The following is an 18116-nucleotide window of genomic DNA, read 5'->3' as shown; positions in this document are numbered from 1 at the left end:
ATCGGATACGAGCTGGCCGTGCAGTTCGCCGAGCACGGCTTCGACCTGGTCGTGGGGGGGGGGCAGGGCCGGCCCCCCCGGCCGCCCCCCCCGCCCCGGTGGAGCGATGAGTCGGCTCAGGCGTCGGCCGAGTCCTCGGTCAGGTTCTTCACCAGGTTCGGGTCGACCGGAACGCCCGGGCCCATCGTGGTGGTGAGGATGACCTTGCGGAGGTACTTGCCCTTGGCCGCGGACGGCTTGGCCCGCAGCACCTCGTCGAGCACCGCGGCGTAGTTGTCCACCAGCTGGCTCTCCGAGAAGGAGGCCTTGCCGATGATCAGGTGCAGGTTGGAGTGCTTGTCCACCCGGAAGGTGATCTTGCCGCCCTTGATGTCCTGCACCGCCTTGGTGACGTCCATGGTCACCGTGCCGGTCTTCGGGTTCGGCATGAGACCGCGCGGGCCCAGGATCCGCGCGATCCGGCCGATCTTGGCCATCTGGTCCGGCGTGGCGATCGCCGCGTCGAAGTCGAGCCAACCACCCTGGATACGGGCGACCAGCTCGTCGGTGCCCACCTCGTCCGCACCCGCCGCGGCGGCCTCCTCGGCCTTCGCGCCGCTGGCGAAGACGATCACGCGGGCGGTCTTACCGGTGCCGTGCGGCAGGTTGACCACACCGCGGACCATCTGGTCCGCCTTGCGGGGGTCGACGCCGAGGCGCATGGCGACCTCGACCGTGGCGTCGAACTTGACGTTGGTGGTCTCCTTGGCCAGCTTCACGGCCTCGGCGGGGGTGTAGAGCTTCGACCGGTCGATGACGTCGGCGGCCTTGCGGTAGCTCTTGCTGCGCTGCATTGCTGATTACTCCTGTGGTCTCTGGCGGGCCGCTCGGCGCGAGCCCTCCCACGATCGGGTCGTCGGCGAAAGCCGACGTCAGTCGTTGACGGTGATGCCCATCGACCGGGCGGTGCCGGCGATGATCTTCTCGGCCTGGTCCAGGTCGTTGGCGTTGAGGTCGGCCATCTTCTTCTCGGCGATCTCACGCAGCTGGGCGCGGCTGACCGAGCCGACCTTGGTCGCCTGCGGGACGCCCGAGCCCTTCTGCACACCAGCGGCCTTGATCAGCAGCCGGGCGGCGGGCGGGGTCTTCAGCACGAAGGTGAAGGACCGGTCCTCGTACACGCTGATCTCGGCGGGGACGATGTCGCCCCGCTGGGACTCGGTCTGCGCGTTGTAGGACTTGCAGAACTCCATGATGTTCACGCCGTGCTGACCGAGCGCGGGGCCGACCGGCGGCGCCGGCGTGGCCTGGCCCGCCGGCAGCTGAAGCGTGAACGTCTTGACGAGCTTCTTCTTCGGAGGCATGTCACTTCCTGGGGCTTGGAGCTGGGAAAATGCGGCCGTCGCCGCCGCGGCGGGCGCGCACGGTCAGCGCGATGCGACAGCGGCGACGTTCAAGAGTAGCGCACGCCGCAGCCCGCTCGTCCGCCGAGGTCGAGCGGGAGGGCGTACGCCGACGTCGGCGGCGGGCTGGGCCCGCCGCCGACGACCATCAGATCTTGGCGACCTGGTTGAAGTTGAGCTCCACCGGGGTCTCCCGGCCGAAGATCGACACCAGCACCTTGAGCTTCTGCTGGTCGGCGTTGATCTCACTGATCGTGGCCGGCAGCGAGGCGAACGCGCCGTCGGTGACGGTGACGGAGTCGCCGACCTCGAAGTCGAGGACCTTGATCTCCGGCTTCGCCTTCTTCTGCTCGGTCTCGACGGCCGGCGCCAGCCACTTCAGCACCTCGTCGAGCGACAGCGGCGCGGGCCGGTCAGCCCGGTCCGTCGCACCGACGAAGCCGGTCACACCCGGGGTGTTGCGGACACACGAGTAGGACTCGGCGGTCAGCTCCATCCGGACCAGGATGTAGCCCGGGAAGACCTTGGCCTGGACCTGCGAACGCTTACCGTTCTTGACCTCGACCTCTTCCCGGGTCGGCACCTCGACCTGGTAGATGAAGTCCTCCATGTCGAGGCTCGTGATCCGGGTCTCGAGGTTGGTCTTCACCTTGTTCTCGTAACCGGCGTACGAGTGCACCACGTACCAGTCGCCCGGCGCGTAACGCAGCTTCTGCCGCAGCTCGGCGACCGGGTCGTAGTCCTCGTCCGGCGCAGGCTCGGTGGTGGGGAACTCCGGCTCGCTGGCGGCCTCAACCGACTCGTCACCAGCCGCCGTCGCGACCGTGGACTGCTCGTCCACTTCTCCGGCGGTCTCGTCGTACTCAGGCACGCTCGCTCACTTCCGTCACTATCGGCTGGAGACAGCCGGTCAGTCCGAGTTGCCGAAGACGAACAACACGGCCTTGGCGAAGCCGTAGTCCAGCAGACCCACGATCGTCAGCATCACCGCGACGAACGTGACCACCACGGCGGTGTACGTCAGCAACTCCTTGCGGGTCGGCCAGATGACCTTACGCAGTTCGGCAACGACCTCGCGGAAAAACCGGGCGATGCGGCCGAACACGCCCACCCGACCGGTTTCCGACCTCGTGGTCGGCCGGCTGTCGGCCGATTCCGCCCGAGCGCGGGACCGCGTCGCGGTGCCGCCCCGGGAGACCGGCTCGTCCGCGCCGGTGGCGTCGTCGTCGGCTACGTCGTCGACGATCTCGTCGTCGAGACGATCGTCGCCGGCGTCCTCGCCGCGCCGCTTGTTGTCGGCCACTTCGCCCTCCGTCGCGGAATCTCGGGTCGCACGCCGGGCGGCGTACGCGGCGCTGGTCACGCCGGCCGGACCCAACCGTCCCGCGACGGGCCGCGGCCGGTGGTCCGACCGGGGAGCTCCGATTGCCTCGGAACCACCCCGCCGGCGCCACCACCACGGGCCGGACGCCGCCTTGTCGGCGGCGCGACCCACGGGAACGGTCAGGCCTGAGGCGCAGGGGTGACAGGACTTGAACCTGCAGCCTGCGGTTTTGGAGACCGCTGCTCTGCCAATTGAGCTACACCCCTGTGCGGCAACACTCGCCCCACGCGGTCACAGACGACCGAGCAGGGGTCACTTGCCCCACGGCGGACCAGTGTACGGGTAGGCGCCCGACTTTCCCAACCGGTCTCCCCGCCACGCGTGGCGAAGCCGATCCAGCGCGCCGCGCGGCCCTAGTTCAGCGTGCCGGGCCGCCTTGCCCCCGCGCGCGTCCGGCCTCGGTTCAGCGCTCCGTGCGGATGACCGCGCGCGCCTGCGACAGCACCTTGTCGCCCAGGCAGGTCGCGGTCACCTCGAGCCGGGTGAGGCCCTCCTCGGTCACCTCGCGGACCCGCGCGGTCACCTCGATCTCGGTCCCCTGGTCGTCGTCGGGGACCACCACCGGCCGGGTGAACCGGACGCCGTACTCGACCACCGCGTCGGGCGTGCCGGCCCACTCGGTGACCGCCCGGCCGACCAGCGCCATCGTGAACATGCCGTGCGCGATGACCCCGGGCAGTCCCACCTTCGTGGCGACCCGGTCGCTCCAGTGGATCGGGTTGAAGTCGCCCGAGGCGCCGGCGTAGCGGATCAGGTCCGCCCGGGTCACGCGGAACGTCTTGGTTGGCAGTTCCATCTCAGGCCTCTCCACGGATGACGTACCGGGCCCAGACGGCGACCACCTGCTCCCCGGCGACGGTGCTCACGTCCGTGCGGGTGGTGAGGAGGCCGTGCCCGCCCCGGTTGCTGACCTCTTCGATGGTGTTGACGCAGACCAGCTCGTCGCCCGCGACCACCGGCCGGCTGTACGCGAACCGCTGGTCGCCGTGGACCAGCCGGCTGTAGTCGACGCCCAGGTCCGGGTCCTCGATGATCTGACGGGTCGCGGCCATGGTGACGATCACCGGGAAGGTCGGCGGGGCGACCACGTCCGGGTGGCCCAGGGCCTGCGCCGCGGCCGGGTCGTGGTGAGCCGCGTCCGTGGCGCCGATGGCCGTGGCGAACTCACGGATCTTTTCTCGGCCCACCTGGTAGGGGGCGGTCGGCGGGTACGTGCGGCCGACGAAGGAAGGGTCCAGGGACATGCCGCGAACCTACACGGAAAGCACAACCGCCGATCTGGTCGGCAGGCTGCGGCGATGCCGCGCCCGACCGGTCAGATCGGCGGTTGGAAAGGCTTCGACGACGGCCGGTGCGTACCGGCCGGCGGTCAGCGGGTCTCGCGGTGAACCGTGTGCCGGCCGTCGCGCGGGCAGAACTTCTTCATCTCGATGCGGTCGGGGTCGTTCCGGCGGTTCTTGCGCGTGATGTAGTTGCGCTCCTTGCACTCCACACACGCCAAAGTGATCTTCGGCCGGACATCGGTAGCCTTCGCCACGGCGGAGTGCCTTCCTCGCTAACGGAAACAACTACGACGCGTCAGCCTAGACGCTGACTGCGCGGACATGCAAAGTGGGCGCCAGTGGCGCCCATCTCAACGACCACCGGGAACCAGCCCGGAAGACGAGAGTAGCGGTGGCCGGACTTGAACCGGCGACACAGCGATTATGAGCCGCTTGCTCTGCCATCTGAGCTACACCGCCGCGGTGGGTCCAGCTGAACCCTCGAGCCCCCTTACGGAATCGAACCGTAGACCTTCTCCTTACCATGGAGACGCTCTGCCGACTGAGCTAAGGGGGCCTGCGCGATCTCCCCGTGGGGCGCGCAGAAGTAGAATACACGGCAGGGGTCGGCAGGTGAAATCGGATCCCCGGCGGCCTTATATGCCCAGCTCAGGGCACCACACGCAGGCGTGGAAGCTCTCCGCCGGAGATCGTCTCCGGGTCCACCTGAGCGCCGAACCAGGCGGCCAGTCGCTCGTACGGCAGCGGCCGACTGAACAGGAAGCCCTGACCGATCTCGCACCCGATGTCCTGAAGAAGCTCCAGGGTCAGTTCGCTCTCCACACCCTCGGCGACCACGGCCAGGCCGAACTGCTGGGAGAGCGTCACCACCGCGTTGACGATCGCCAGGTCCCCCGGGTCGGTGGCCATGCCCTGCACGAAGGAGCGGTCCACCTTCACCTCGTGCACCGGCAACCGGCGCAGGTGGGCAAGCGAGGAGTCACCGGTGCCGAAGTCGTCCACCGACAACCGGACGCCGAGGTCGCGGAGCCGACGTAGCGTCGGGATGGGCCGGTCGGTGCCGTCCAGCACGCCCGACTCGGTGATCTCCAGGGTGAGGCGTTGCGCCGGCACCCCGTACTCGGCCAGCAGCTCCTGCACCCGGTCCGGGAAGTGCTGGTCGGTGAGCGTGCGGGCGGCGAGGTTCACGGCGATGGGCAACGGCTGGTCGGCCTCGGCCCAGTCCCGGCTGCGCCGCAGCCCCTCGCGGAGCACCACCTCGGTGAGCCGACTCAACTGGCCGGTGTGCGCGGCCACCGCCACGAAGTCCTCAGGAGCGACGGTGCCGTGCGTCGGATGCTCCCAGCGGGCCAGACACTCGACACCGACCAGACGCCGGTCCCGCAGGGTCACCTTCGGCTGAAAGTAGACCTCCAGCTCGCCCTGGTCCAACGCCTGGCGCAGGTCCCCGGCGAGACCCAACCGGCGCAACGACCGGGACTCCAGGCCCGGGTTGAACAACAGCACGCTGCCCGGCACCGACTTGGCGGCGTTCGCCGCCAGGTCGACCCGGAGCAGCAGGGTCGCGGCATCGCTGCCATGATCCGGGTGTACGGCCACACCCACGGCGGTGTTCACGTCGAGGGTGAGCGCGTCGAAGACCATCTCGTCACGGATCTGGTCGCGCAGCTGTTCGGCCAGTTCGAGTGCCGCGTCGGCGCTCTCCAACCGGAGGGTCACCAGGAACTCGTCGCCGCCCGCGCGACCGACCAGAGCCGACGACGGAGCGCTCGCCCGTAGCCGGTTGGCGACCTCGACGAGCACCTTGTCGCCGGCAGCGTGGCCGAGGGACTCGTTGACCTGCTGCAACCCGTCGACGTCGAACAGCAGCAACGCCACCACCTCGTCGGGCGCGCCGATCTTGACCGACTCGTCCAGGGCGGCGGTGATGCGCCGTCGGTTCGGCAGCCGCGTCAGGGTGTCGTGGTACGCGTCGTGCCGCAGGCGGTCGACAAGTCGCGAATTCTCCAGCGCCACCGCCGCGTGCGCCGCCACCGTCTCGAAGATGGGGATGTCGCCGGGGGCAAAGTGCCCGATGTCGCTGAGCCGATTCGCCACCTCCAGGGTGCCGATCACGGCCTGGCCGGAGCGCAGCGGCACCACGATCACATCTTTGATCTCGCTGGCGCTGATCTCGTGACGCAGCGCCCCCTCGTCACCCAGCAGGCGCCCCATCGACAGGGTCTTCGCCAGGTCCCGCGCACGTTCGCGGAGGATCGACGGGGTCGGGGCGACGTCGAGCAGGCCCGGCGTGTCGACCCGGGCTGTCAACAGCACCTCCGGATGCCGCCCCTGGGCGGGGAGCCAGAGCGTCGCGGACTCCGCCTGCATGAGAGCACGGACCCGGTCGAGCAGGACGTCGGCGAGCGCCGCGTCGGCACCGCTCGTGGTGATCAACCGGGCCAGGTCGTACATCCCGGTCAGGGTGCGGTGCTGCCGGAAGAACTGGGCGTACGACCGGTAGACCAGAGCGAGCGCGGCGAAGAGGGCCGCCAACAGCAGCGCCGACCACCAGGTCTCGCGCAACGCGATCAGCACGAGCAGACCGACGGAGGCGTTGATCGAGGTGGTGAGGAACACCGACGGGGTCGTCCGCAGCGCCTCCCGGCCAGCCTGCCAGCCCTGAAGGAGGACGTGTACGCCGACCACCGAGACGAGACTGACCAGGGTGATGGCGTTGACCGCGAGGAAGAGACTGATCCACGTCCCGGGACCCACGTCGCGCAGCGGGGGTAGCCGCAGCAGGAGCAGGCCGGCCAGCGACGTGGCCGCCGCGGCCCGCGCGACGTTGAACCAGAACTTGGCGGGAGGGAAGCGCTGGCGAGCGCTCCAGACCAACGACGCGAGCGTGTAGATCAGGACGACCGTCAAGGGCGGCAGGAAGAACAGCGCGACCACGAGGGGAATCTCCGTGAGCGTCACGCCCACGGACTGCCGCCGGACGACGAAATTCAGCACCGGGATGCTGATCCCGGCCATCGCCAGGAAGATCAGGAACGCCAGTCCCCAGTCCCCGTAGGGACGATCGGAGATGACGCTGATCGCCGTGCACGAGAGGATGGCGAACAGGGCCAAGGGACCAGTAATGAGCCAAGCGTGGTCCGTGGACTTACGCCGTTGGTCCCGCTCGGCCATACCGCTCCCTCTGAAAGACGCCGCCCGTCGGGGCTGCCCTCACGGGCGACGCCCCTAGTCACCGCGCGTCGGCCACACCCCACACGACATCGCCCAGACCCGCGCCCCAGACGACGTCGGACATCTGGACGTAGCCCCCGCTAGCGAGGGCGTCGGCGCCGATCAGTCCACCGAGGACAGCGGCGAGCACGAGGAGTGAGCCGAGTGACCGGCCCAGCCTTCGACCAGACATGTTGGCTCCTGTCGGGGAAGTGTCACAGGGATGGTGGAGGTTCCACGATCGTGCCACACGCAAGGTACGCAGGAAAGCGGTGATGTTCGTACCCGTCCGAGCGTTGGCGAGGTCGCGACCTTCGGCCTAGTACGCCTCCACAAGCCGGGCCAGATCAGGGCCCCTTCCTGCGACATCAGCGCTTCACCCAGCGCTTGATGCGACCTACAGCACAATTCACCCAAGGGGTCGAAGGGGGGTTGCTGTCCAATCCCGTCCGGTCGCTCTCCGTGACGAATCCGATGGCCTGGAGGCGCACCGACGCGGCCCAGACATCGACCACCATACCTTCTTCACGCAAAGACACAAGGAGGCTGGCGCGACCGATTCGCCCTCCTTCCGGCCGACAGCGGTCGTGCCGCAGGTCGCCGGGCGGGAAAGGTGGGGAGCACCCCGCCGGACGACGTGTGGGTAAGCGCAACGTCGAAGCAGCCGACCATTTGCCCGACTCGGCCACGCCCGGGCTGATGCAACAGTCCAGCACCTGCCCGTTCGATCTCGCCAGATGCTCCATCTGGCCGCGCCCACCGCGGAGAGCCCAACATCGGTGCTTCCCGTTTCATGACGGCTTCCGCCCGCTCGGCAGGATTTCATGACGGCTTCTGCCCGCTCGGCAGGATTTCATGACGGCTTCTGCCCGCTCGGCAGGAGACGGACCCGCCGGTGGACAAGGTTGATGTCGACGACCTCCACCAACAACGTGTCACCGACTTCAGGAGTGCGGTCGAGGGCAGACTCGTGGACCAGCCCTTGGATGCCATCCCCCACGGCGACGAAGACACCGAATGGCACGACACGAGTCACCTCGCCGCGCAGGACGGCTCCGAGATGCACCCGCGCGAAATCGGCCATCGGGTCGGGCTGCAACGCCTTGAGCGACAGCGACACCCGCTCGCGGTCGAGGTCGACGTCGAGCACCATCACGGCAAGCCGCTCGCCCAGGCCCACAACGTCGTTGGGGTGATCGAAGTACTTCCAGGTCAGCTCCGCGCAGTTGATCATGCCGATCACGCCGCCGATGTCTACGAAGACCCCGAAGTTCTTGATATCGACGACTACGCCAGTGGCAACCTGGCCGCGCTCAAGCGCTTCCAGTGTCAGCCGCGCACTCTCGTCATCCCTCCGCCCCACAAGCTCCAACCCTTCACCCGACTGCATCGCCGATCTCGTCATTCCTGGTGTCGTCGCCGCCGTTGGCGACGCCGTGGCCCAGGCGCCGGGCCACCTCGGTCGCGGCATCCATCCAGAGCAGGGCCGCCGCGCGCCGCAGGTCGTAGGGCCTGCGTACGAGCTGCGGATAAGCCAGCGACAACGGGGGCGTGCTGCTGGATCATGTGGCGATGCTCGGTCAGGATGCCCTCGCTCGCCTCCAGGACGCCGCTGTTTTCTGGAGCGTCGGTTCCGGCACCGCGGCCCAGGTGATCGAGGCCGCCTGCGACTGCCTCATTGCGGGCATAGACAGCCCGACTCTCCAGATCCTCGCCGGTATCTCGCCGATGAAGGGCGCGGAGAACGACGAGCTGCGGCGTTGGCTCGAAGTGGCGCTGTCGGAACTCTCGCTGACGTACTACGCCGAGGGGAGCCGAGAGAGCGAAGAGGAAGCCCTCCGAATCATGGCCCGGCGGCTGCTCACACAGACCATTCCGCCCCGTGACCTCACCTCTTGGGCCTACCGATACATCTCCTACGACGGCACTCCCCTGGCAGCCGACCTGATTGCCTTGGACAACGCCTACGACGTCGTAGACGGCATCCACGACTGGGAACCGCACAGCAGCACCACAACCAGCGATATCGACGCGGACGTCGTCGTTGAAGCTCGGCGCCTTCTCGGCTACGGCTGAGCTGCTAGTTCTCGTCGCCGTCTGACGATTTCACATCCCGGTGCCCACCATCTGCCCATGCCCCGGCGCTGCCCACGGGCGATCGATCGCGTACATCACCTGGCAAGCGCCGAACTCCTCGAAGGTGTCGACCAGGACCATGCCGAGTGCTTCCAGGAGGCGGACCGACCGACGGTTCGCCTCCTGCGTGACGGCGACCAGGCGGGGCGCGTCCGGGAATCGGACGAACGCAAGACCGACGGCCGCCGCACACCCCTCCCGGGCGTAGCCCCGCCCCCACCACTCCGGCAGGAAGACGTACGACAATTCCGTATCGCCCGTTCGGTACCGGCCGAGATGGCACCAGCCAACGGTCTCGCCGGAACTCCTCGCCACCATCAGCCCGCCCGTGTGGTCACCCATCCGACGGTCGTTCGACACCTCATCGGACAACGGACCGCCGAGGTAGCGCCGCATCACCGGGTCCTGCCACATCCGCCCGAGTACCGGCAGGTCGGCTGAGCGGACCTCCCGCAGGACGAGACGTTCCGTTCTGGCCAGCACCTCGTCATACTCGCTGCTCAACGGCTCATCCCCAGAGGTTCGTGATCGACCGAGTACGTCTCCGATCAGTCATCCTTCGGCATCGGCCACACATCCCGGGAGTCGTTCAAGGCCCCTCCCCGAGGTGGCTCGACCGTCAGGGACTTCAAGGCGCGCGGCAAAGCGGCAACCCCCCGCCTCAGCGACCGCCACAGTGACGCAGCCACGTACAGCAGGGCGAAGAGCGCGGCGGAGCCCAGTACGAACACGAGGCCGACCATTCCTGTCATCACTCGAACATTCTGGCCAGCCGAGCGCCACGACGGGCACGGTGGCTCATCCGACGGCATCGCTGATCTTGTCGGTCAGGTGTCGCCTCTCTCGAGTTGTCGACATGGCTGGATTCAGCCGGACTCCGTCCGAGAAACGACAACGGCCCCCGATCAGCATCTCTGCTGGTCAGGGGCCGTGTCTGCACCTGGTGGCGGGTAGAGGATTCGAACCTCTGTAGCTTTCGCGACGGATTTACAGAGCGCCAAGCCCGAGCCTCTGACCAGCACAAACGCCGATCCACATAGGTGGAGTGACACGCATGTGACCCAAGACGGCCAAGGGCTGACCAGAAAGGTGCGGCTGACTGTCGCACCGCTCTGCCATGCTGTATCGCTGAACACATCAGAAGCAAGGCAGGTCATGACTTCCTTCATTGGGCCACCTCAGAGTGATCAGGCGCGAGCCAACTGCCCGCGATGCGGCACTATCGCAGCAGCATTCGGAAGATCCACCAAGACTCACGTGGACGACCACACATGGGTGCTGGTGGCGCGTTGCGGTGTCTGTAGCGGAGGGACGGTGGTCATCGAGCGCGGGACGCGGACAACTACCCGGGGCGTGACCAGCTACAACCTTGAACAGCCGATCTTTTGGTGGCCAACGCCCAACGCAGCGGAGCGCATCGACCCTGACGCCGGGCTGCCTGACAAGGCACGCGACGCCTACGCGGAGGGCTTGCGCTGCTTGGCCGTTCAGGCGCCGAACGCAGCTGCGGGCCGCTTTCGGTCTGCCCTAGCTGTGATCGCTGACGACAAGGGCGGGCAGGAAATCAAGTCAGAGCGGACCCTCACCGGCAAGCTCAAGCGGCTATATGAGGGCAACCCGCTTCTGATTGCGCTCGGAGAGCACATAGACACGATCAAGGTGATCGGAGATGCCGGGACGCATCAGGAAGACTGGCCTCCGCTGTCTCAGGAGCAGGCGGAGCTTGCGGGCCAACTCGTGCATCACCTGATCGAGGCACTTTACGAGTTTCCAGCCCGCATGCTTCGGTCCCGTCCTGTCCGCCCACCAAAGTGACGCCGGCTGCAAGCCCTCAACCCCTCGACTGATCCATCAACGCGGTGGCGACCTCCCCCATGCTGGTAATCACCGCGTCCGCCCCGGCCGCTCGAAACATCTCAACCTTGGACAGCCGATTCGCGTAGCCAATGACACGCACCCCGGCGGCCCGCGCTCCCTCGATGTTCGAGAGCGAGTCACCGATGCACGCACCGGGCCGCCGGCTCGCCGAGGAAGCGCACGGCTTGCAGGATCGGTTCCGGGTTGGGCTTCATGCGGTCCGGCTCGGCGTACGCCCGGCCGACCACCGGCGAGACGTACTCGGCGAGCCTGTGCGCTACGAGGTAGGCCGTCACCGCGTCCGCCGAGTTGTTACTGACTGCCGCCACCGGCATCCCGGCTTGCCGAGCCGCCACGATGACCTCACGGCCGTACGGCGTTGGCTCGGCAGTCTCGACGGCCCGGCGCTCGGCCGCGCAGAGCGCATCCTCCACCACCCGCGTACCCGTGGCGCCGCCGCTCGTGCGACTGCTCGACCACCACATCAAGGAGTACCCGCCGGGATCGAACGGCAAGCTGTTCGTGACCCGACGGGGCCCCGGCGGGCGGTACGTACCCACCGCCGGACAGCCGATCCCGAACAACACCTACGGGAAGGCGTGGCGCGACGCACGGGCAAAGGTGCTCACCCCGGCTCAACAGCGCTCCCCGCTGGCCCGGCGACCGTACGACCTGCGGCACGCCGCCGTGTCACTCTGGCTCAACGCGGGGGTGCCAGCTACCCAGGTCGCCGAGTGGGCCGGGCACAGCGTGCACGTCCTCATGCGGGTCTACGCGAAGTGCGTTCATGGCCAAGACGAGGCGGCCAAACGCCGCATTGAGGCCGCGTTGAACGCAAACACGTGGTGACCGGTACAACTAGGAAATCAGATCTTTGTGAAGGGCGTGAACCACATCGGCTTTCGCTTTTGAGAAGGCCTCGGGCGTTGAACCCTTGGCCAAGCCATCGAGTGCATTTAGCACCTTGGCCGTCAAGGTATAGACCGACGGGCCGGCCAACACGGCAATCTCCGCTTGAAGCGCCAAGAGCCGTTGGGCAGATTCCCACATCGATACCTTTGCCGCTTGCTGCCTCTCGGGCGCGTCGGCGAGCAAGGAAACGTCGAGGGCCGCAACGAACGTTACTTCGACCTCGGCGAGGAACTTACTGTACAGCACTTGCTTGGCTGCTACAAGGGCGCGGCGATCCTCCGCTGCGGTCTGATGCTTGAGCGTTTCTAGCTGGATCTCTTGAGCTCGAACCCCCGACCGGGAAGCAAGTTGCCCACTGACAACGACCGCCAACGCTCCAACCGCTGCACCGAAGGCCGTCCCGGCCGGTGCCAACCACTCCCACGCCATCCGCACATCCTGCCGGGAGGCCAGGGGCAAGATCGGGCGGTGACACGCATGTGACTCAGCCAGCGAGATCGAGCGGGCCAGAGCGAGACTGAGCGAGACTCACGAAAGAGGGCCCTGACCGGCGTTATCGCTGGTCAGAGCCCTCTTTCTGCACCTGGTGGCGGGTAGAGGATTCGAACCTCTGTAGCTTTCGCGACGGATTTACAGGGCGTCAGCGATCTTGTGCCGGTCGGCCGTGCTGAGCTGCGTCTTTTCTTCCCGGTCCAACCTCGGGAGGGCTGGCCGCCCATCATCTGCCCACGCCCACGACGGTTGCTCTTACAGTCCAGACCCAACCATCACGGGTTTTTTGAGAGCCGAGTTCTGCCCTAGCACCTGCGCCCAGGCGAAGTGCCTCAACCGCGTGTTCACCTTGCAGTATCGAAATTTTTTGAGGTCGGCCACCGGCGCCGACTTTTCAGCACCGAAGGCCACCGTGCCGGCCGTGAGGACAGCAGCGATGCCCGACATGATCGATTGGAAACCAGACGGAACGTCTGCGAAACCAGCAGACGCTGCGGCCCAGGTCGCGCCTGCTGCGACGAGGGCGCGCATAATGCTTCGCTGACGTTCATGACTCTTTGCCACGGGGACGATAGTGGCATTGAACTGCAACATCATCCGAGCGCATCGCCGATCTTGCCGTTCATGGTGTCGTCTCCCCGTCGATGCAGTTGGCGTAGACGCGGAGCAGGACGGCGACGCCGTGACCCAGGCGCCGGGCTACCTCGGTCGGTGGGACGCCGGCATTCAGCCAGAGCGAGGCCGCCGCGTGCCGCAGGTCGTAGGGCTGGCGGACGAGCTGCGGATAAGCCAGCGACAGCGTGGGCGTGCTGCCGGATCATGGAGCGATGCTCCATCAGGATGCTCTCGCTCGCCTCCAGGACGCCGCTGTCTTCTGGAGCGTCGGTTCTGGCACCGCGGCTCAGGTGATCGAAGCTGCCTGCGACTGCCTCACCGCGGGTATCGACAGCCCGACTCTCGGGATCCTCGCTGGCATCTCGCTGGCGAAGGGCGAGGAAAATGACGAGCTGCGGCGTTGGCTCGAAGGCGCGCTGTCCGAACTCTCTCTGGATTACTACGGTGAGGGAAGCCGCGAGAGCGAGGAGGAAGCCCTCCGACTTATGGCCCGGCGACTGCTCGCACAGACGATCGCGCCTCGCGATCTCACCTCCTGGGCCTACCGATACATCTCCTACGACGGCACTCCCCTGGCAGCCGAACTGATCGCATTGGACAACGCCTACGACCTCGTAGCCGCCATCCACGACTGGCAACCCCACACCAGCACCGCAACCAGGGATATCGACGCGGACGTCGTCGGTGAAGCTCGGCGCCTCCTCGGCGACGCTACGACCGCTGAGAAGGACTGAAGCGCGGGCTCTCATCCGAGTGCGTCGCCGATCTTGTCGTTCATGGTGTCGTCTCCGCCGTCGATGCAGTTGGCGTAGACGCGGAGCAGGACGGCGACGCCGTGGCCCAGGCGCCGGGCCACCTCGGTCGGCGGGACGCCGGCATTCAGCCAGAGCGACGCCGCCGCGTGCCGAAGGTCGTAGGGCCTGCGTACGAGCGGCGAGGCGACCTGCGATTCGGTCAGCGCCTTCTCGCGGGCGAGCTTCCACCACCGGTCGTAGACCGACTCGGAGAGCGGCCCGCCATGCAGGCCCCGGAAGAACCGACCGTCAGGGCCGACCCCATGGTTCTCGACGTGCGCGCACAGCATCTCGACGAGCCGGGGCGGGATCGGGACCGTCCGAGTCTCGGCCCTCCCACGGTGCTTGAGGCCGCGCCGCTCGTGGGAGCCGCCGTCATCGGTCCAGTGAGAGCCGGCGCGTGGCGAGGTGCCGGCGAGCACCAGGCGGCCCCAGCGATATTCGATCTTCTCGTGGTCGCAGGATCGGGAGGGCTTGACCGCCGCCAGGTCGTCGAAGTCTGCCCCGCAGTCGGCACACCGGCAGGCAAGGTCGCAGTCCTCCCGCCGTAGGTCCGCGGCTTCCGAGGGGCGCATGCCCGCGTAGTAGAGGCAGCCGAAGAACGCCCTGACCTTGTCGGCGCGTTTGCCGAGAGACTTCACCGCCTCCAGCAGCGCGGCGACCTGGGCGGGGTTCGCCACGACCCGCCGGTCGATGGACTGGGCGACCTCGGGCGCGGTCCACTGGACCTTGTCGACCGGGTTGGAGGCGATCAGGTCCAGCTCGACGGCGTACCCGAGCACGTTGTAGAAGGTGGCCCGCTTCCGCTGGACGGTGGAGGCAGCTGCGGGCTTGCCGTCGAGGCGTACGCAGAGGCTGTCGAGGACGCGGCGGACCATCGCGGGCGAGTCCAGTTCGACGACCGGGAGGGACGCGGTTTCCAGCCAGGCGAGGGCCGCCGCGTGCTCGGTCGGGATCTCGTCGGACCAGCGGCGCGGGTTGAGGCCGTAGAGGTACAGCGCCTCCCGGAGCAGGACGTCAGTCGGTCGGCCCCGCTTCGCCGGGCGGATCAGGGTGACCGTGATGGAGGTCAGCGCTTCGACGATCGAGCGCCGGGTCTTGGCCGCCGCCCGGGGCCACTTCATCTCGACGTACGCGCGGCTGTGCGCGTACCAGGTGGTGGGGTTCTTGGTTCTGGCCTCGGAGACCGGTCGGCCGGTGGCCGGGTCGAAGGGCTCCCCCGCGTTGGCCGCCTGGACCAGCTCGGCGCGGAACGAGTGCGCCAGGGCCTTGGTACGGAACATGTCCTCGAAGCGTTGGCCGCTCACCGCCCAACGGACCCGCCACGGCCGAGACTTCCGGTCGGCACGCTTGCCGATCTCCCAGATCTGGACCTCGTAGCTCTTCACGCCGCGTCCTGCTCCAGCTCACCGAGCCACCGACCGAGCGCCGACCGGCGGACCCGCAGTTGCCCGTTCGGGAGCTTGATGACACGTGGCCCCTTGCCGGTCTGCCTCCAGTAGAACCAGGTCGAGCGCGGTACGCGCAGCTCGGCGAGCACTTCCGGCACGGTCAACAACTCCTCGTTCACTGCGTTTCCTCCCCGTCGTTCTGTGCGCTGTGCTGAGTTGCCGAAAGATCTGAGGGCCCCTGCGCGGCCCGGTCTTTTGCGGCGAGCAGTTCGGAGCGCCAGCGGGCGCGTTCGCTGATCGACCGCATGAGCCGGTGTGTCATCGGGCCGACGTCGGGGTCGTCGGGGCGGGCAAGTTCCCAGGCGTGCCGGACCCGTTCGGTGGTGTCGGCCTGGTCGTCGACGAGCTGGGTGCCGTCGGTGGTGACGCCGAGCAGTGCCCGCACCCAGGCCCGCGCGTCGTGCTTGTGGTCGGCGAGGGTCTTGCCGGACCAGTCGCGGGAGATGAGGATGCGCCGGCCGCCGATGCCGAGGGTGTCGCGCTGGTGGACCTTGCCCTTGCAGCGGCCGGGCTTGAGCTTGGCGTGTGCCTTGCGCGGTTGGACGCCGTAGAGCAGCCAGTTGGCGCACCGGTCGGTGCACGGGGTGAGCTGGAGTTGCTGCCAGAGCCGGTCGAGGTGCTTGCGTTGCCGGTCGGTGGTTGCCTTGTGCACGTCGCCGGTGTGTTTGGTGATGTATTTCGTGACGTACCGGATCGTCCGTTCGGCGTCCTCGGTGCCGGGCATGACGCCGCGGGCGTCGACCTGGGCGCCGAAGCGGACGACGTGCACAGGCTCGGCGTCCGGGTCGTCGTCGATGGCGTCGAGGGCTTCCGTCCAGGTGGTCAACGGCTCGCGTGTGCCGGGGTCGACCCATGCCGCCGCCTGCTCGTCCCAGACCGGGAGCCGGTCGAGGGTGTAGCGCTGGACGTCGACCGAGGGCCACCACACCTGGTGATAGGTCGCCGCCGCCACGGTGCGGAGCACGTCCCGAGGGATGGTGCCCCGGATGGCGAAGTGGGCGTGTGGGGCGAGCCGGCGTTGCGGCTCTACGCAGCCGGCGTACTGGACGTTCCAGCCCTCGCACCGTCGGAGGTTCTGCCAGAACCGGTCGAGGAGCCGGGGGAAGTGCACGGCGTCCCAGGCTGCGCGGCGGTAGTCGTACCTGGCGGGGTTGACGGGGGTGCCGTCGGGGCGGACCGGGCCGTACGAGTCGAGGGTGAGCGTGAGCCACATCGACGGTTGGTAGGTGGAGCCGTCCGGGGCGGTGTAGGTCTTGCCGACGGTGCGCCGCTCGACCTTGCGTCGGGGCAGCTCTGGAGCATCCTGGCGTCGCCTGGTTGAGCGCTTCCGCCGTGAACCGGGCTCGTCCTCCTGGTTCTCATCGTCGGTGGCGTGCGGCGGTCCGATGCGCCCGCGCAGGCCCTCAGCGGCGATGGCTTCCTCTACCTCGCGGATTGCCTCGTCGAGGTCGGTCACCTGGTCCCACTGGGCGGCGCGTACGGCCTCGTCGCGGGAGAACTCCAGGTGTGCGCGGAACAGGATCAGGGACTTCTGCGCCTCGGTTGCGGGTTCCGGGCCGGGTAGCGGTTCGTCGGCCCGATGCCAGCCTTCGCGGATCTGGGCTTGCCGTAGCCGGCGGTTCTTCTTGGCGCACGGCGGGCACTTGTCCTCGCGGATCGCGCCGCAGGGCAGGTCGATGACCTCTGTCAGGCCGGTGTCGAGGTCGATGCGGCGCATGGCGAGCGGGCGAACGCAGACGCCGTACTCGATGGCGATGTCCTTGAGCACGTCGATCGAGCGGGGAAGCGCCATGCGGGCCGCCCGCGACCCCGGCCGAGGAGCAACCGGGGTCCGGGCGGGTTCGAGGCCGGGCAGGGTCGGAGCCGTCATCGGATGATCCCAACGACCTGCGGCCGGTTGGACGGGACGACACCGGCCGGAGGCAGTACCGCGACTGATGCCGGCGGCATCACCGGAGCCGGCGGCGCGGGTTCGACAGACTGCGGCTGGTCGTACCAATCGCCCTGCGGCTGGTCGGGCTCGGGAGCCGGCGGGGTGGTGGGTGCGCTGGACAGCACGACCTTGACCAGTGCGAGGAAGGCCAGCGACGGCACGGCCGCGACGATCCAGCCCCAGACGGACGGCTCGGCTTCGGCGACCTGGGCGGCGAGGGAGAGCAGCGCGAACGCGATCAAGAGCACGCCGACCAGGCCGACGGGCCGACCATCACGGCGGCGGGCGCGGATCTCCAGGCCGAGGTAGATCGCCATCAGCTCGACGGCTACGGCGTTGGCCCAGCCGATCCAGTCGGGTTGGCCGTGGGCGACGGTCAGGTCGTGGACGTGGGTGAAGGCGGCGGCGCCGGCCATGATGCCGATGGCGAGCAGGATCAGCACCCGGATGCCCGACTCGGCTCGGTGGCGGATCATTCGAACTCGCCTTCCGGGATGCGAATGGTCACGGTAATGCGGATGCGCTGCCCGTCGAGGTCACTGCGGCGGCGGACCATGTGCGCCAGGCCATGCAAGGCGGCGGCGAGTCGGTCCGGGGAGCCGTCGAGGTCGATGTGCAGCGGCTTGAGGCGGTGAGTGCCGAGGAAGAAGCTCTTGAGGGACAT

The 18116-nt window shown here is 68.0% G+C and carries 22 protein-coding genes, 3 tRNA genes and 2 pseudogenes; 4 read left to right on the top strand and 23 right to left on the bottom strand.

Annotation, left to right across the window (positions count from 1 at the left end):
- Nucleotides 1–116: 116 nt before the first annotated feature.
- The 14 genes from rplA to ACIA3K_RS27900 form a co-directional block, all read right to left on the bottom strand.
- Nucleotides 117–833 carry a 50S ribosomal protein L1 gene (rplA, locus tag ACIA3K_RS27965; RefSeq protein WP_355053306.1) on the bottom strand — a complete coding sequence of 239 codons (717 nt, stop codon included), beginning with the start codon at nt 831–833 and terminating at the stop codon, nt 117–119.
- 78 nt (nt 834–911) lie between these two features.
- Nucleotides 912–1343: a 50S ribosomal protein L11 gene (gene rplK, locus ACIA3K_RS27960; RefSeq protein ID WP_355053307.1), complete on the bottom strand. Its 432-nt coding sequence runs from the start codon at nt 1341–1343 to the stop codon at nt 912–914.
- Between the two features lie 187 nt (nt 1344–1530).
- Nucleotides 1531–2253, bottom strand: a complete 723-nt coding sequence (gene nusG / locus ACIA3K_RS27955) for a transcription termination/antitermination protein NusG (RefSeq protein WP_355053308.1) — start codon at nt 2251–2253, stop codon at nt 1531–1533.
- A gap of 39 nt (nt 2254–2292) precedes the next feature.
- Nucleotides 2293–2685: a preprotein translocase subunit SecE gene (secE, locus tag ACIA3K_RS27950; protein ID WP_396804625.1), complete on the bottom strand. Its 393-nt coding sequence runs from the start codon at nt 2683–2685 to the stop codon at nt 2293–2295.
- 214 nt (nt 2686–2899) lie between these two features.
- Nucleotides 2900–2972: transfer RNA gene (locus ACIA3K_RS27945), tRNA-Trp, on the bottom strand.
- Between the two features lie 197 nt (nt 2973–3169).
- Complete coding sequence (locus ACIA3K_RS27940) at nt 3170–3562, bottom strand: MaoC family dehydratase (RefSeq protein WP_396804624.1); 393 nt, start codon at nt 3560–3562, stop codon at nt 3170–3172.
- Nucleotide 3563: 1 nt separating this feature from the next.
- On the bottom strand, nt 3564–4010 hold the full coding sequence (locus tag ACIA3K_RS27935) for a MaoC family dehydratase N-terminal domain-containing protein (RefSeq protein WP_396804623.1): 447 nt from the start codon (nt 4008–4010) through the stop codon (nt 3564–3566).
- Nucleotides 4011–4135: 125 nt separating this feature from the next.
- Nucleotides 4136–4303, bottom strand: coding sequence for a 50S ribosomal protein L33 (rpmG, locus tag ACIA3K_RS27930; RefSeq protein WP_341717669.1), 168 nt, complete (start codon nt 4301–4303; stop codon nt 4136–4138).
- Nucleotides 4304–4435: 132 nt separating this feature from the next.
- Nucleotides 4436–4508 (bottom strand) — tRNA-Met (locus ACIA3K_RS27925).
- 24 nt (nt 4509–4532) lie between these two features.
- A tRNA-Thr gene (locus tag ACIA3K_RS27920) sits at nt 4533–4605 on the bottom strand.
- A 92-nt stretch (nt 4606–4697) separates the two neighbouring features.
- Nucleotides 4698–7223, bottom strand: a complete 2526-nt coding sequence (locus tag ACIA3K_RS27915) for a putative bifunctional diguanylate cyclase/phosphodiesterase (protein ID WP_396804622.1) — start codon at nt 7221–7223, stop codon at nt 4698–4700.
- A 58-nt stretch (nt 7224–7281) separates the two neighbouring features.
- Nucleotides 7282–7455, bottom strand: coding sequence for a hypothetical protein (locus tag ACIA3K_RS27910; RefSeq protein ID WP_396804621.1), 174 nt, complete (start codon nt 7453–7455; stop codon nt 7282–7284).
- Nucleotides 7456–8115: 660 nt separating this feature from the next.
- Nucleotides 8116–8652 (bottom strand): S1 RNA-binding domain-containing protein, encoded by a 537-nt coding sequence (locus ACIA3K_RS27905; RefSeq protein WP_396804620.1) that lies wholly within the window; start codon nt 8650–8652, stop codon nt 8116–8118.
- Nucleotides 8639–8806: a hypothetical protein gene (locus ACIA3K_RS27900; protein ID WP_396804619.1), complete on the bottom strand. Its 168-nt coding sequence runs from the start codon at nt 8804–8806 to the stop codon at nt 8639–8641. Before ACIA3K_RS27900 ends, ACIA3K_RS27905 begins: the two co-directional genes overlap by 14 nt.
- Before the next feature lie 7 nt (nt 8807–8813).
- Between ACIA3K_RS27900 and ACIA3K_RS27895 the strand changes: the two genes are divergently transcribed.
- Nucleotides 8814–9338 (top strand): hypothetical protein, encoded by a 525-nt coding sequence (locus tag ACIA3K_RS27895; protein WP_396804618.1) that lies wholly within the window; start codon nt 8814–8816, stop codon nt 9336–9338.
- A gap of 30 nt (nt 9339–9368) precedes the next feature.
- Here the strand turns inward: ACIA3K_RS27895 and ACIA3K_RS27890 are convergent, their stop codons facing one another.
- On the bottom strand, nt 9369–9902 hold the full coding sequence (locus tag ACIA3K_RS27890; protein ID WP_396804617.1) for a GNAT family N-acetyltransferase: 534 nt from the start codon (nt 9900–9902) through the stop codon (nt 9369–9371).
- 810 nt (nt 9903–10712) lie between these two features.
- Between ACIA3K_RS27890 and ACIA3K_RS27885 the strand changes: the two genes are divergently transcribed.
- Complete coding sequence (locus ACIA3K_RS27885) at nt 10713–11213, top strand: DUF4145 domain-containing protein (protein ID WP_396804616.1); 501 nt, start codon at nt 10713–10715, stop codon at nt 11211–11213.
- 16 nt (nt 11214–11229) lie between these two features.
- Here the strand turns inward: ACIA3K_RS27885 and ACIA3K_RS27880 are convergent.
- Nucleotides 11230–11701: pseudogene (locus ACIA3K_RS27880) on the bottom strand (HAD family hydrolase); the annotation flags it as partial.
- On the opposite strand from ACIA3K_RS27880, the pseudogene ACIA3K_RS27875 reads away from it, so the two are divergent.
- A pseudogene (locus tag ACIA3K_RS27875) lies at nt 11688–12104 on the top strand (integrase); the annotation flags it as partial. The pseudogenes ACIA3K_RS27880 and ACIA3K_RS27875 sit on opposite strands and share 14 nt — an antisense overlap.
- 9 nt (nt 12105–12113) lie before the next feature.
- Here the strand turns inward: ACIA3K_RS27875 and ACIA3K_RS27870 are convergent.
- Together ACIA3K_RS27870 and ACIA3K_RS27865 are read right to left on the bottom strand one after the other, a co-directional pair.
- Nucleotides 12114–12596 carry a hypothetical protein gene (locus ACIA3K_RS27870; protein ID WP_396804615.1) on the bottom strand — a complete coding sequence of 161 codons (483 nt, stop codon included), beginning with the start codon at nt 12594–12596 and terminating at the stop codon, nt 12114–12116.
- Nucleotides 12597–12914: 318 nt separating this feature from the next.
- Nucleotides 12915–13256 (bottom strand): hypothetical protein, encoded by a 342-nt coding sequence (locus ACIA3K_RS27865; protein WP_396804614.1) that lies wholly within the window; start codon nt 13254–13256, stop codon nt 12915–12917.
- Between the two features lie 230 nt (nt 13257–13486).
- Between ACIA3K_RS27865 and ACIA3K_RS27860 the strand changes: the two genes are divergently transcribed.
- A complete protein-coding gene (locus ACIA3K_RS27860; protein ID WP_396804613.1) occupies nt 13487–14008 on the top strand; it encodes a hypothetical protein in 522 nt (173 codons plus the stop codon).
- Between the two features lie 11 nt (nt 14009–14019).
- On the opposite strand, the gene ACIA3K_RS27855 is transcribed toward ACIA3K_RS27860, so the two are convergent.
- From ACIA3K_RS27855 to ACIA3K_RS27835, 5 genes are read right to left on the bottom strand one after another with little or no spacing between them, the layout of a single operon-like run.
- Entirely contained in the window at nt 14020–15456 is a 1437-nt protein-coding gene (locus tag ACIA3K_RS27855; RefSeq protein WP_396804612.1) for a tyrosine-type recombinase/integrase, read from the bottom strand.
- Complete coding sequence (locus ACIA3K_RS27850; RefSeq protein ID WP_018784531.1) at nt 15453–15638, bottom strand: AlpA family transcriptional regulator; 186 nt, start codon at nt 15636–15638, stop codon at nt 15453–15455. Before ACIA3K_RS27850 ends, ACIA3K_RS27855 begins: the two co-directional genes overlap by 4 nt.
- Nucleotides 15635–17389, bottom strand: a complete 1755-nt coding sequence (locus tag ACIA3K_RS27845; protein ID WP_396804611.1) for a replication initiator — start codon at nt 17387–17389, stop codon at nt 15635–15637. Before ACIA3K_RS27845 ends, ACIA3K_RS27850 begins: the two co-directional genes overlap by 4 nt.
- Nucleotides 17386–17928, bottom strand: coding sequence for a DUF2637 domain-containing protein (locus tag ACIA3K_RS27840; RefSeq protein WP_396804610.1), 543 nt, complete (start codon nt 17926–17928; stop codon nt 17386–17388). Before ACIA3K_RS27840 ends, ACIA3K_RS27845 begins: the two co-directional genes overlap by 4 nt.
- Nucleotides 17925–18116, bottom strand: coding sequence for a hypothetical protein (locus ACIA3K_RS27835; protein ID WP_396804609.1), 192 nt, complete (start codon nt 18114–18116; stop codon nt 17925–17927). The genes ACIA3K_RS27840 and ACIA3K_RS27835 overlap by 4 nt, the downstream gene beginning before the upstream one ends.

The sequence above is a fragment of the Micromonospora sp. NPDC051543 genome (assembly GCF_044454415.1).
GTDB lineage: Bacteria > Actinomycetota > Actinomycetes > Mycobacteriales > Micromonosporaceae > Micromonospora.
This window is presented reverse-complemented; position numbering and strand designations above follow the sequence as displayed.